Origin of the sequence: Paenibacillus hebaui, assembly GCF_051934385.1 — a bacterium.
Lineage (GTDB): Bacteria > Bacillota > Bacilli > Paenibacillales > Paenibacillaceae > Paenibacillus.
On the sequence record NZ_CP196836.1, the window covers coordinates 4,938,546 to 4,951,891 of the forward strand.

Annotated in this window: 17 protein-coding genes and 1 tRNA gene; 4 read left to right on the top strand and 14 right to left on the bottom strand. The window is 43.3% G+C overall.

Annotated features, from left to right (window positions below):
• Positions 1 to 79 precede the first annotated feature (79 nt).
• The 10 genes from ACR32F_RS22395 to ACR32F_RS22440 form a co-directional block, all read right to left on the bottom strand.
• Positions 80 to 634, bottom strand: a complete 555-nt coding sequence (locus ACR32F_RS22395) for a copper amine oxidase (RefSeq protein WP_440110894.1) — start codon at positions 632 to 634, stop codon at positions 80 to 82.
• A gap of 834 nt (positions 635 to 1,468) precedes the next feature.
• Positions 1,469 to 1,648 (bottom strand): hypothetical protein, encoded by a 180-nt coding sequence (locus ACR32F_RS22400; protein ID WP_440110896.1) that lies wholly within the window; start codon positions 1,646 to 1,648, stop codon positions 1,469 to 1,471.
• A gap of 161 nt (positions 1,649 to 1,809) precedes the next feature.
• Complete coding sequence (locus ACR32F_RS22405; protein WP_440110898.1) at positions 1,810 to 2,229, bottom strand: organic hydroperoxide resistance protein; 420 nt, start codon at positions 2,227 to 2,229, stop codon at positions 1,810 to 1,812.
• Positions 2,230 to 2,416: 187 nt separating this feature from the next.
• Positions 2,417 to 2,848, bottom strand: coding sequence for a GNAT family N-acetyltransferase (locus ACR32F_RS22410; RefSeq protein WP_440110900.1), 432 nt, complete (start codon positions 2,846 to 2,848; stop codon positions 2,417 to 2,419).
• On the bottom strand, positions 2,849 to 3,535 hold the full coding sequence (locus ACR32F_RS22415; RefSeq protein ID WP_440110902.1) for a hypothetical protein: 687 nt from the start codon (positions 3,533 to 3,535) through the stop codon (positions 2,849 to 2,851). It lies immediately after the preceding gene.
• A 2-nt stretch (positions 3,536 to 3,537) separates the two neighbouring features.
• Complete coding sequence (locus tag ACR32F_RS22420) at positions 3,538 to 4,536, bottom strand: hypothetical protein (protein WP_440110904.1); 999 nt, start codon at positions 4,534 to 4,536, stop codon at positions 3,538 to 3,540.
• Between the two features lie 2 nt (positions 4,537 to 4,538).
• On the bottom strand, positions 4,539 to 4,796 hold the full coding sequence (locus tag ACR32F_RS22425; RefSeq protein ID WP_440110906.1) for a hypothetical protein: 258 nt from the start codon (positions 4,794 to 4,796) through the stop codon (positions 4,539 to 4,541).
• 303 nt (positions 4,797 to 5,099) lie between these two features.
• A complete protein-coding gene (locus ACR32F_RS22430; protein ID WP_440110908.1) occupies positions 5,100 to 7,310 on the bottom strand; it encodes a M1 family metallopeptidase in 2,211 nt (736 codons plus the stop codon).
• Positions 7,311 to 7,890: 580 nt separating this feature from the next.
• Positions 7,891 to 8,769, bottom strand: coding sequence for an aminoglycoside phosphotransferase family protein (locus tag ACR32F_RS22435; protein WP_440110910.1), 879 nt, complete (start codon positions 8,767 to 8,769; stop codon positions 7,891 to 7,893).
• Between the two features lie 263 nt (positions 8,770 to 9,032).
• Positions 9,033 to 9,104 (bottom strand) — tRNA-Val (locus ACR32F_RS22440).
• Between the two features lie 205 nt (positions 9,105 to 9,309).
• On the opposite strand from ACR32F_RS22440, the gene ACR32F_RS22445 reads away from it, so the two are divergent.
• The 3 genes from ACR32F_RS22445 to ACR32F_RS22455 all read left to right on the top strand — a co-directional run bounded on the left by ACR32F_RS22445 (position 9,310) and on the right by ACR32F_RS22455 (position 10,597).
• A complete protein-coding gene (locus ACR32F_RS22445; protein WP_440110912.1) occupies positions 9,310 to 9,564 on the top strand; it encodes a hypothetical protein in 255 nt (84 codons plus the stop codon).
• Between the two features lie 240 nt (positions 9,565 to 9,804).
• Complete coding sequence (locus ACR32F_RS22450; protein ID WP_440119984.1) at positions 9,805 to 10,248, top strand: GNAT family N-acetyltransferase; 444 nt, start codon at positions 9,805 to 9,807, stop codon at positions 10,246 to 10,248.
• Between the two features lie 112 nt (positions 10,249 to 10,360).
• Entirely contained in the window at positions 10,361 to 10,597 is a 237-nt protein-coding gene (locus tag ACR32F_RS22455) for a DUF3892 domain-containing protein (RefSeq protein WP_440110914.1), read from the top strand.
• Positions 10,598 to 10,676: 79 nt separating this feature from the next.
• On the opposite strand, the gene ACR32F_RS22460 is transcribed toward ACR32F_RS22455, so the two are convergent.
• The 4 genes from ACR32F_RS22460 to ACR32F_RS22475 form a co-directional block, all read right to left on the bottom strand.
• Positions 10,677 to 10,958 (bottom strand): hypothetical protein, encoded by a 282-nt coding sequence (locus ACR32F_RS22460; protein ID WP_440110916.1) that lies wholly within the window; start codon positions 10,956 to 10,958, stop codon positions 10,677 to 10,679.
• The gene (locus ACR32F_RS22465) at positions 10,952 to 11,164 is read right to left on the bottom strand and encodes a hypothetical protein (RefSeq protein WP_440110918.1); all 213 of its coding nucleotides are present in this window, start codon (positions 11,162 to 11,164) and stop codon (positions 10,952 to 10,954) included. The genes ACR32F_RS22460 and ACR32F_RS22465 overlap by 7 nt, the downstream gene beginning before the upstream one ends.
• A 209-nt stretch (positions 11,165 to 11,373) precedes the next feature.
• On the bottom strand, positions 11,374 to 11,700 hold the full coding sequence (locus ACR32F_RS22470; protein WP_440110920.1) for a DUF3889 domain-containing protein: 327 nt from the start codon (positions 11,698 to 11,700) through the stop codon (positions 11,374 to 11,376).
• 58 nt (positions 11,701 to 11,758) lie between these two features.
• Positions 11,759 to 12,058 (bottom strand): hypothetical protein, encoded by a 300-nt coding sequence (locus ACR32F_RS22475; RefSeq protein WP_440110922.1) that lies wholly within the window; start codon positions 12,056 to 12,058, stop codon positions 11,759 to 11,761.
• Positions 12,059 to 12,324: 266 nt separating this feature from the next.
• Between ACR32F_RS22475 and ACR32F_RS22480 the strand changes: the two genes are divergently transcribed.
• Positions 12,325 to 13,227 (top strand): manganese catalase family protein, encoded by a 903-nt coding sequence (locus ACR32F_RS22480; RefSeq protein WP_440110924.1) that lies wholly within the window; start codon positions 12,325 to 12,327, stop codon positions 13,225 to 13,227.
• Positions 13,228 to 13,346: the final 119 nt, after the last annotated feature.

The window sequence follows — 13,346 nt, forward strand, 5'->3', positions numbered from 1 at the left end:
AAATAGAAATTGTGTAACCCCGCATATCGTAACATGTTCATAGAGCCAGGTCAATTTAAGTGTATAGGTTATCTATACTTCAATCGTTCAGTGCGGTAATGATTTTCTCGGCTGCAAGTACATAGTTGCTGTTTGCATTTTCTTTAATATAGAAACCGACTTGGTATTTGCCAGCCCGACTGAACTCATACGTAAAATCATACGTGCGGAACCAAAAATTATCCTTCTGTGTCTTTAGCTCCTGAGACTGAATATCCTTAACCTCACCACTTGGGTTGGTAATCGTCACCTTCACGGCAGCTACATCCGTTGTTAAACTGTCCACTTGAGAGAACACATTAAATTTCAGTTTACCCACATTCACGTTGCCAAATACGGTATCTCCCTTGAATAGAAATATATGTACATTCGGTTTGATCACCGTTACTCTTTTGGTGCTGCTATCCCATCTGGCAATCCCGCCCGCTTCCCTTACAGGTACATAGGTCGTTCCGTTAATCAGATAACCACCGTCAGCTGCTTCCTTGCCATTTATAAGAACCCGAATCTTCTCGTTCACCGAATCTGCAAACAATAAAGACCCGCCGAGCAAAGAGAATACCGTGACACACAGCAATATTCTTTTCCATTTCATTCTGTCAATATTCCCTCCCCTGCTGCAAGCTGTTGTACATTTATACTGTAGGTTCATCCACAAAGTTGCGCTGTTTTTCATCATTTTTCATTTTTTATCCAGAAAATTTCCCATCCCTTGGAATGATCAAAAAAAAGGGCTCCTTATTGAAGGATGCCTCAGTAGTATTGTTGTTGAAAATACGTAATTATACGAACTTATTCTAGGTTAGTCTGAACGTTCATCTATCTGCATCTACGAAGATGTATGACGCGTCAGTATACATGGGACGCCCTTGCCCACAGCTCCATCTATTCGCATCCGTGCGGCATAATCCATTCCTCGTGTACAGGGTGTCTTGCAGCGCTCACATACATCCGAAGTAACTAACTTCATGGATACACGGAGTTTGTCACTCTTTAACGCGGGAGCCTTTTTACCCTTTGCTTTTGCCATCCCGGATTCCCCATTTCCCCAAGTACTTGCTAATGTAATGCATCATATGGGGATTCGCCCGGTTGTGTGTCAAAAAAAGAAAAGAGCCATCCAACTCGGCTCTTTTCCTAATTTGTTCATTCGAATAATGATTACTTACACTGGCACTCCGATGACAGAACAACCTTCCGATCAGGTGTTACCCCCAGATTTTTTTGATTCCTTTTTTAATGGGAGATCCGGGGATAAGCGTATGCTTCCGATGCAGCTTTTTTTCAGAAAGCTTGTAGCTTCGCTTCTTCAGGTTATTTCTGTCCTCTCCGTTATCGTGTAAATGTTTAGCTGAACATATATAGATACATTTTGCATTTGAATATGAGTGCAATATTTTTATCTCAGTCTACTGACTAACTAATCCATCTAGAAAACGTATTTGAACAATACGAATAACACAACGAGAATGCCTCCGAGAATCAGCCAATTGCTGATTTCCCACCATATACTTTTCCCTCCGGATATAAGCTGTTGTTCATTTTCTTCATGACGCTGTTTATGTGTATGTGACTCGGAGCCATGAGGTGGCTTGCTAAAATCCATCATCCTACATTCCCCTTTCCAGCAGCTTTGTTCAGCACTTATTCCATTATACCCCATAATTGATATTAAAATTGATTATTTTTCACACACAAAAAAACACAAAAAGCCCTCCGATTTCTCGGAGGCTTTTGATCCACAACGCACGCGACGAATAGGTTCAGTGATTACGCCAGTTCCACGGTGACATTGACGTTGCCTCTGATAGCTTTGGAATATGGGCAGTAGTCATGGGCAAGTTTGACAAACTTCTGTGCTGTCTCTTCATCCAGACCGAGAATTTTAACTTCCAAATCTACTTGAAGCTTCACCCCGTTATCCTCAGAGTCCGTCACCAACATTACTGTTGCAGATACGGTGCTTCTTTCAATTTCGACTTTGTGTTTCTTCAATTGAAACTCCAGCGCAGAGTTAAAGCAAGCACTGTATCCCGCTGCAAACAACTGCTCCGGATTCGTAGCTGTCGTCACTTTACCTCCAAGCTCAGGGGGGGCAGCGACATCCATCATAAACACGTTATCTGGCGATTGCACAATCCCTTGACGTCCACCCGTATTGATTACTGTAGTTTCGTATAATGTTTTCATTTCATTCGACTCCTCTGTATGATTAAGTTTTATGTTGTAAGAATTACACTCGTTTTGTTTCGCTAACAATTTGATTGTACACAATTTAATTGTGTTTGTAAATCATTATTTGAAAAATGCTGAAATAAAAAGAAGCCGCTCCAATGGCGACTCCTAAAATACCTTTTCTTTTACCGATCCATGCAGATTATCGATTTATTCTCTTCATCATTCCAATTGTAAACTTCTCAAATCCCAGTTTCGCGTAGTAGGTTTCCAAGCCTTCCGTGCACATCAATTGTGGAATCACCTTATTTTTCTCGCAATGCTCAACGATTCGTTTCATTAATTCTGTACCCATTCCTTGGGATTGATAGCCGGGCAGAACGCATACCCCACATATTATACCTGTTATCACTCCATCTGATATTACACGTCCCATGCCGACTAAGCGCTGCTGATCATAAGCATACATTGCATACCAACTTTGTCTGCACATACGTTCCAGTTCATGTTGAGTTAAATTCAGCGAGTTCCATCCCAAAGATTCATATAGCGTTAATAATTGGTCAAAGCTCTCTGGTGGTTCTATTGAATAATGTATCATTTTTTCATCAGATACCTCCTCTACCTGCTCCATTCAGTTGCTCCAAATATCCACTTTCATCTTCGCACACTTGAAATATTTGGCCTCTGCAGGGCTTGTTGTCAGCTTCGCCAGACATTGTAGGTTTCCATGCTGGAACAACCCACCGCTGAGGTCAGCAGCAACCCCACCATACTGATCATCAGCACCAATCCACACGGATGGCCTCTCAAATCCTTCCGAGAACTGCAACCCTGTACATAATAGCACAGTCAGGTTCTTCTTGTTCTGCGCCTCATCTCCAGCCATGCCTTGTGTCGTAAAGAAGACCATGTTCTGTTTAAAGTCCGTGTATGTCCCGTCTGCTTTGTAGGCACGAACCATTCCATACTTCTGATTGACGTTTTGAAAAAACGTGATTCCGGCCTTGCTATCCGGCGATTTAATGCCGACCTGAACCGAAATCCCAATGTTTCCATTCATCTGCAACGATTCGAAAGTGACTGCAATAGCTGTTACTTTCGAACTGTTAATCAGGTGCTTCATTTTCAACTCAGCTGATGCGCCTGCTGTTACTGGAGTCGTCACAGTGATGATGCCTCTGTCGGGCAATGGTTCAAACGTAGGTGTACCAACAACCTCAACCCAATCCGGTAAAGTACCGTGAAGGAAATCTGCCACGAGCTGTTTATGAACTTTTCCGAATGGAACAATGTTACCCGCTGCATCACGTATAACCATACCTACACCTCCACTGAGTAAGCAACGCCAACATTGCTGTCGGTGTTGTAGTACACGTATACCACACCGTCCATAACCGATACCATCATGGACTGCATGTTGGTCGTTTCCCAGGCTAATGCCGGAAAATATATATCTGAAGGTCGTTCTATGAGTTGCCGGAAATCCGTGCTAATCTTGGCGATTGCAGGCCGGGCAACTGTGGCAACACCCCCTGAATGATATGCCGATAACATGCCAAGCCACCACACATTACCCTTGTACACAAATACTCCAGCATTGGATCTCGAAAAGTTCTCTCCGGCGGATAGAGTTGCATCATTGCCGCCCATTAACGGCCTTGGATCAGCCAACCAAAAGCGCCCATCATGAGAATACCAAATACATTTGCGTCCAAAATCACCGCCGCCCATAAGTGAGAACCCGATCCATTTCCCACCATATCTATAACATGAAAAGTACCCCGTATGCCCGTCCCCTGGAAAACCAGGGGGTTTATCGATGATCAAGCCGACTCGCGTCCAGTTGATCATATCTTTGGATGTTGCCAATGCTGTCGATTGGTTAATTCCCAGTCCTTTTTGTTGGTAATACATGAAAAACAGCTTTTCGATATCGTTCCAGATCACAAATGGGGTTTCCGTCGAATTTCCAACTACGGTATCGAGATAAACGCGTCCATGTTTGGTCCATGGTCCTGTGGGACTATTCGAATAGGCTAATCCGATTCCACCCGCACGATTATGGTTTGTGGAATAAGTAGCATAATAGTCGGCCTTCGGCTCTGGAATAAGTCCCTTGACCTTGATCGCCCTAAACCAATACATCGATTGCAGTCCAGCCATTGCAGCCGTGTACATTGGATCTCCCATCTTTTTATCAAATTGAGGAATGTACTGTACCCTGGATTCTGCATCACAATAATCGTAAGGGGCAATGGATTTGTTCGCCTGGGTAGCAGCCGTAAGCGCCGCCTGAGCAATTCTATCTGTCATAGACATCGTTACACAACCCCCTTAAGGAACAGGGTACTACTGTCTACAGATGGCGCAGACATGAATCCCGATGTGCCTCCTATTAGATTTGAGAAATTAACAACATTATCCACATTCGCAGTTGGTACGTGAGTAACACGAATGTTAGGACGAATGCCAGTAATATATGAATACGCTTTCATATTGTTGATATCTTCACTTCCAATACAGCTGTGACTATCAGCCAACCCTTTCAACGACACGCCCGGATAATGTTGATCCATCATGTTAATCCCTCCTATTGTTTTCTCCAGATAAGTATATTCATGTGATTGCCTTTCTGTTAAAGCATCATGCCCATTCTGAGGCCTAATATTCCAATTCTAGCCGCTCTAGTCATATAAAATTCTTGTTGATAGAATTTGCTTCATTCTAGCGATTCGTTATAAGGGAATTGAAATGTAATACAAGCCGTTAACGTGTGTTCAACATGACAAAACAGGCTAACCAATAGGGATTGGCTAACCTGATTTCTCCATAACTTAACATGCCACCTGTTCCAGAGCCTCCCAAACCTTTCGCAAAAACAGTTATTCCCCTGCAAAAAATGGAGAAAGAGGATTCTTCACTTTTTTATCGAGCTTCTCCTTGCCATTTTTGTCCAGTACATAATACTGATAAAAATCAGTAGTGAATCCGATAGATTGCTGTATTTTCATCATAAATGGTTCAAATCTTGCATCACTCAGATGATCTTCATTCCAGAAATAGTGCAGCATCAACCGCTTCTGATTATAAGGATGTTTGGTAATGTACGCACCGGCAGCCAGAGGTTGCTTCATGTTCTCCTTCCAGTCAAAACCAATCTGTTTCGCCCGGTCCATGATGCTGAATTTCAAAGCCTGCACCAATCCGTTTGACTTCGCATTGCCAATCACAATCAGGTTGCTGGTAGCTATGTCCTTTTTCATTTTCTGCTTCAGTTCACGACGATCCCTGACCACGTCATACTTCACACCACTCATATTCAAAAATGAGGTCAGCTGACTCACGATCACTTCCTGCTGCTTGCCTGCTTTCTCGCTTACCTGATCACTGAGCACAATGGTTAAACGCTCACCTTGAAGAACTTTATCCATCATGCGGTTCATGACTTCAAAAGGTAAGTCCGGAATCAGATTCATGGTTGTCTGATACTGCAATTGAAAAATGTCATGCAAATATGCAGTTCTCTCTTCTACCGATAGCTGGTATTCAGGCTTCAACACAAAATTTGGTTTATATAGTGCTGCCTCCATTTCCATACGCTGTTCTTTTCCGAGCACATCTTCGATGGTATGAAGAAGTCCATCAATCGTCGCATTTTGGTACACGTATCGTTTGAAATATTCTTTCATAAAGTGATCAAACTTCTCTTCACCGACGGAGCGGTAAAGCTGGTATATCGCTTGTCGTCCTTTTTGATAGTAGACCAGACTGGCCAAGTCCTCTACCTCATCATTCGTTGATGCAATCGCCACCTCTATTGGTGAATCATCAAACTGTATGGATCTAAAGCCATTTAGCTTGTCCCCCTGATTCTCCGTAAAATAAACCATTGAAAAATCCGCAAATCCTTCATCCAGGAACGACTCTGTCTCTGAATTATTCCCAATTAATGCATGGAACCACTGATGCGCAATCTCATGCACAAATGTCGTATCTTTCTCTGGAACAGCACCGCTTTGAATTTGTCCCATTTGAATAAGCCTTGCGTACTCCACGGCTACGCCTTTCACATACGTCTCAACAATTCGGAACTCCGGATAAGGGTACTTCCCATACTTGTCACTGAAAAAATTAATGGTTTTGAATGCCTGATCAATATATTGATCAACGATCTCTTTTTTTTCAGGCTGGTTGTCAAAATAATAGTACTCGACCGTCAGGCCGTTACGGGTAACGCTGTGCACTTGAAATTTCGGACTGGCAATGAAAACAAACTCCCTTGTATTCTCGGCCAGAGCGGATACGATTTTACGTCCATGTTCGGGATCATCTCGTGTTGTGATAACGCCAGGCATCGCTACCTGATAATTATCCGGAACATTTAAGTCAACTTCATAGTCCGCCGAGGTATAATAGTCGCTTTCGAATGTTTGACTATACGGTGATGTATTCCACTGATGCTTGCCCTCGTCATAGACAGACATTACAGGGAACCAGTGCGCTCCATTGATAATATCCTGGTAATACGATATGCGCTGCGATCCATATGGAATGTTCAGATGAAAACTCACTTGAAACGAGACAGATTTGCCTGGTTGTACAGGTTCAGTCAATTGCACGGTCAACGCTTGGTTCTCGTTATTGAAATCAAGAGATTGACCACCTGCTGTCGTCACTTCCTGAATATCTATTCCGCCAAGAAAATCTTCCGGTTTTTTATTCGGATTATTTTTGCTGATATTTTCATTATCTTGTTGATACATCGTCGCCTGGGTAGACTTCGACAGATTCGCATCAGCATACGTATGAAGGACTAATTGCTTCAGTGTATCCTTGCTTGTGTTACGGTACGTAATCCTTTCGCTACCCTGGAGGGTCATGTCCTTCTCATTCAGTCGAGCCTGAATATGGTATTGAATAGGTACCTGCTCCGCAACATCCTCCTTTGTCGTTTGCACAACTGTAGATGTGGGTGCCGTTTGAGCGGCAGCATAACTCGTATTCACAAGGGGACATGCTGCCAGAATCAGAGCCAACGTACTCGCGATCCCCATTTTAATTAACTTTGACGTAAATGGACTTGAATAGTTCATAAGTTCTCTCCTTCTAATGATGTATGTTGATCATAGAACCAAGTATAGAAGGCAAACCTTACGTTGAAGGTTATATGTGATTTAAGTTTTGTTTAAAAAAAGGAGGGATTTTCATTAAAATACTCCAAATTGTATCTAATTCTATGTAGGACACAAAAAAGAAGCCTTATATATCAAGGCTTCTCGGTTATGATCTATAGTGGGCTCGAACCACTGACCTCTAATTCTGTCAGGAAAGTGATCTCTCAGCATTTTTACTCTCACTGAATAAATGACCGAGTAAATCTTTTATTCTATATAAGTTGAACTAATCATTTACACAGAAACGGAGAGGACAGAAAAAACCTGAAAAAGCGAAGCGTTCGCCTTTATCACCGGATTTTCCCCTTGAGAAAAGGGAATCAAAAAAATCTGGGGATAACAGCGATTGGAAGGTTATTCTGTCATCGGAGTGTACGTGTGAATATATCTTTAGTTCAACTTATATAGCCTTGATTTCAACCAAAATTTTATCTTTACTAAAAGTTATCATTAATTAAATCTTGGCGTGCCATGCTGTATCACTACAGGTCCATCTCATCTATAGCAATTTGTAGTCCTGAATAATAACATCGATTATATGTTTTCCCCAATTTGACGCTTCCGAGCTTTGTTCATTCCACGCATAGGTGATGAGTGCTTTCCACAATGCCCAACCACGTGCACGATTCACAGTATCTTGGTCAACATTCATGCTGCTTAGAAATATGGGGCGACTTGCATCATCAAAAAAGTTCCATGCCATCACCAGGTCGCTTGAAGGATCACCGACGCCCATAGTTCCGAAATCAATGACACCGCACATTCGCCCATCTCGCACAAGCAGATTACCCACTGCAACATCACCATGTAGCCATAACGGTGTCGATTGATATTTCGTTGCAAGAGCCGTTTCCCAAATCTCAGTTATGAGTTTTTGATCATAATGACCGGATAACCTCTCGATGACGGACCTTGTATCCTGGTCATAAACCGCCAAGCTTCCCCCACGATGAAAGTTTTGTGTCCCTGCCGGAATACCGTGGCTTGCATCGATCGACTCTAATTCTTTCAGAAAACTCGCAAGTTCTTCGGCAAATGCGTTTAGATCCGGTACGTTGGCATGTGTGGCGGTTTCGCCTTCAATCCAACGGTTGATGGACCATGGAAGCGGATATTCGTCTGTAGGTTTTCCTTGTGCAACAGGAGCAGGAATTGGCAAGGACAGAAGAGGTTCGAACACAGGAAGCCATTTCATTTCTTTCTCAACCGCAGAGGCATAACGCTCATGACTCGGCAGCCGAATCGTCATATCTCTTCCCAGTCGATAGGTACGATTATCGTGCCCGCTTTTTTCTACAGGTGTTATCTCTAAATCTGTCCACTTCGGAAATTGGCTATCAATTAAATGTCTCACCAGATCAGGAGTTATTTCAATCAATTCCCTCGCCTCTTTCATTTAATCAGCATCATTTATATGCCAAAGGAGATAGTACTGCTATATAAAAATTTTTCGCATAAAAACTAGGGATATAGGGATGATATTAAAACAGTGCTCGCAATCATCCAGTCACAAGGCTATATAAAGACCCTATCATGTGAACAGCGTTTGTTCAACTCGCAAATCAAGCCAAAAACAAAATCAAAAAAACAACCCCATTTGAGATATAATTCTCAAAAGAGGTTGTTTTTTGATTTTTCATATAGGACGAGTGGGGATCGAACCCACGACCCTTACCCTGTCAAGATAATGCTCTCCCGCTGAGCTATCGCCCTGTAATAATGGAATTGTCTCACTCATGATCTTACTACTATAATCCAGCTGAGCTAACAGATCATGATATCTAATTGTTTTCCAATCAAGTACCAGTATCATATCAAGTAACCGTGTTCATTGTCAATCATTAATTTGGTTATAATTCATCCGAATTGGTACACAATAAAGGAATGATTACCATTTAAAAGACGAGGTGACTTCTACATGAGTAACAGAAGAGAACACAAACTACGTTCATTTATAACAATCAAAAACGTAACCTGTCTGCTTGCGCTTGTTGTACTAATCAGTACTGGTGTCGGTTGCAGCTTGGAACGGGATGAACATACGGTACAATTCCAGCAGTTACAGCAGCCCAATGAGATGAATGATGATCTGCCTGTCTGGCTCGATGTATATTCGAAGTCCATCGTGCATGATGTTTACTCCCCACAAGGCAATAATGAAGTTTTACCCTGAAGGATATCAGGGGAGCCTTCACTCGTCCTCTTCCCACTTTCGGGAGTACGCTTTCTTGGTCACGTAATACAACAAAGCAATCATTCCCGCTGACATCAACAATGTAATTACCATGACACCTGCCATGCCCATCACTAGCCCTCCTCTCCCAATATGTCCCAGACTCAACTATACAGGAAAAGCATTTTTTTGTATAATTCAGTCTGATATGTCGCGCAAGAGCAGAAAGAAGGAATGGAATTGGCAGCGGAAATTAATTATGTAACAACAGAAGAACAACTCCAGCAAGCATTAAGGATCCGCAATGACGTTTTTGTGATGGAGCAGCAGGTACCTGCCGAAATTGAAATTGATCAATATGATGTCATCAGCCCTGATGTGCATCATGTGTTGTTGAATACAGATGGACAGGCTGTAGCAACGGGGCGTCTAATCTATTACACCAAAGATACCGCCAAAATGCAGCGGATCGCTGTGCTCAAATCTCATCGGGCTTTCGGGTATGGACGTGTCCTTCTGTTAGCCATGGAAGAGCGAGCACGTGAATTGGGCTTGTCTTACGCTGTACTGGATGCGCAATGCCAGGCACAGCAATTCTATGAGAAGCTTGGATATGAAGTCATTTCGGAAGAACCATTTTATGAGGCAGATATTCTGCATGTTCGCATGAAAAAGAGTTTGTAAAATCTCGCTTTGGCATGTCTGATGTAACAGGTTTGTGCATACTTTCTTATGATTAGGACAGGCTAAAGAGGAACCAGATTCCTATTTGGTCATATAAGGAGAGTGCGAAAACATGGATCAAACGACACGCGAAAGCTTCACAGCAGTCCAAAAAAATGGTGACGGTGATCTCACTGCGTTCCAGACTTCAGCAGGACGTGTACTCGATTATCAACAGGCCCTTTCGGAAGTACAGGCTGGTGCTATTGCTGGTGTGAACGTGTTCAAAGGTAAAGATGGCGAAATGTACATTCGTGGTGACGCGGACGGCGACCCGACCAACAATCTCGATCAACTTCCCATGTTCTAAAAATAGATGCTCTTTGCTTCACACCAAGCTCACAACAAGCGCCAATCCGGCAATTCCGGGTTGGCGTTTTTATTGCATCTTAATAATCCGTAAAATATTTTACAGCATCACCAGCAGGCTTGCTCTTGCGGACCGGCAGTGGTTCCTGCTCCCATGCCTGCAAAATTTGTATACCTTCCAAAGTGGATTTGTTATCCCACACAATATGTTGCCTGCGTTCAAGCTCCAGCAATGACTCATGAATCACTGCTTTGCTTCGGCCCGTCTTGTTCTCTAACTCATCCATTCGTGGCACCCGGCGCCGCTGTCCAGCATAATTAACGATAATTCGCAAAATTTTTCGTTCAAAATCATTCAGCATATTTCTTCCTTCCCATCCTTATGAAGTACCGGACGCCATGCGAGAATACCTTGCTCCAGAAACGTTCTGGGTGAGCCTTCCTGTCCTGCTGTTGCCCGAATCATCCCGCCCCGCACACTGTTGATTCGAATCTGTCGCTGCGTAATCTGCCCGGCACGATCCATGTAGACAAGCTCCACCATCTGACCAATATATTTCCCTAGCATAATCATCCCTCCAATAAGAACATTTGTTTGTATTCCTTATTATATGCGAACATAGGTTCTTTATTCAATAGCTAAAAAAAGGATTTTATGAAAATAAAAAAACCAGACTCATACCCTATAGATTAGGGAAGTCTGGTTCTATAACGGTTCGCTATAGATGTTCATGGACCATTCTATACATTTAGTTCAAGGACTTAACTACACACGGGTCAACGTCGGTCGGATTCAGTGAATTCCACCTTTTTCAGTTGCTGTGTAGACGGATTAAAATCAACATTTACATATACTGCAAATTGTTTACCCTCTTTGTTACGCACCCATAATTTGAACTGTTCCCGGGATTGGTCTGCTGTTAACGAGGTACGGCCAATGTGTTTGTAATCCAAAATATCCGCGTTGTACTTCGTTTGTGTCTCTTTTACCGCAATAATTCCCCACTTCGCATAATCGGGGATTGCACCTCCAGTAGCCGAGGCTGTGGTGAATCCTGCCAAACTTAGAACCACCGTCATTAGTGTAACGATGAGCATTTTCATGTGCACTCACTCCTTGGGGCAATAGGTTTTCTGTTAGCCTGCCCGTCCGGGTTTCATTTTACACGAATAAACGCAAGATCCAGGCCAGTGGCCGCAATGAAAAGGGAACGATCTGCATAAGCCTGTCGAACGTATCCGGCTCCGTATTGTAACGAAAACTCATACCCCAATCCCCCGAAAACAAGTTTGCTTGCGTCTGCGGCTCCTCAGGCCGGTCCAAATTGTACTTTTCTTCAAGTAGTTGCCTCGTCTGTTCATCCACTTGGACCTCGCTCGTAGCATACGCTATTACAGGAAAGCTAGTTATGTACATCAGGATCACCATGATCCACGAAATTTTCATCCAACGTTTGTTCATCTCTTACTCCTTTATGATTTCATGACTCTCTTGTAACTTGAGAACTCGTTTGAATGTTTGATTATACATAAAATTCATCGCATTGAAAATAACTAACAGGAGAAGTTGTGAGAAAAGTTGAGGTATCTGTGATGCAATCCTTTAGTCCCATTTGGTTGTTTTGTTGTTTAAAACATCCATTAAACGTGTAATAGGCCTTGACAGAATGACTCCATTATCTGGAATAGCTAAGGACTGAAACACCATTTTGAGGAGGTTATATTCCAATGTTCAAACGCATGGATGAAATCCTGATCGAGATTCCCAATGTCGAGAAGCCTGACCCCAATGCAGCCGCAGCCATTCAGGAATTGCTGGGTGGCAAATTTGGAGAAATGTCAACATTGAACAACTACCTCTACCAATCCTTTAATTTTCGTTCCAAAGAAAAGCTGAAGCCCTTCTATGATCTAGTGATGAGTATCACCGCCGAGGAATTGGGTCATGTGGAGCTGGTGTCTCACGGCATCAACCACTGTCTGCGGGGTTCTACAGAATACAAAGAACCGGACGATACACCACTGGGTTCGGTCAAAGACGCGCGTCTCTCCTATCACTATCTGGCAGGAGCACAAGGCGCGATGCCATTCGACTCCATGGGCAACCCGTGGACGGGGGCGAATGTATTTAACAGCGGCAATCTGGTTGAGGATCTGCTGCATAACTTCTTCCTCGAATGTGGTGCCCGTACCCATAAAATGAAAGTATATGAGATGACGGATCACCCAGCAGCGCGGGAAGTCGTCGGCTTCCTGCTGGTCCGCGGCGGCGTGCATGTCGTGGCGTATGCCAAAGCGCTTGAAATCGCCACAGGTGTCAACGTGACCAAACTAGTGCCGATCCCGTCCCTGGACAATAAAGCCTTCAATGAGGCCCGCAAATATGAAGAAAAAGGCGTACACACCAAACTGTATACCTATAGCGATAATGACTTCAACGCCATCAGTCAGATCTGGAAAGGCACTCACCCCGAAGATGGACAACCTCTGGAAGTCATTCAAGGCGTACCTAAAGGGTTCCCAATTCCCGAGGCTCCGGCGGTGGAGGAAGAATTCGCGCCAGGCATTTCCCAGGAAGAATTCAAGGAAATTGCTCGCCGTCTGAAGATGTCGGGCAACATTACGGATTAAGCTGGAGCAGTGTTGTTGGTTAAATGGATTAATGGAGTGACTGATTGTTAGTCATTTGGCGTGAAAAAAAGATACAAGCCCTCTAGTCCTGCTGCTTTAGTGTCAGCAGGACCGAGGGC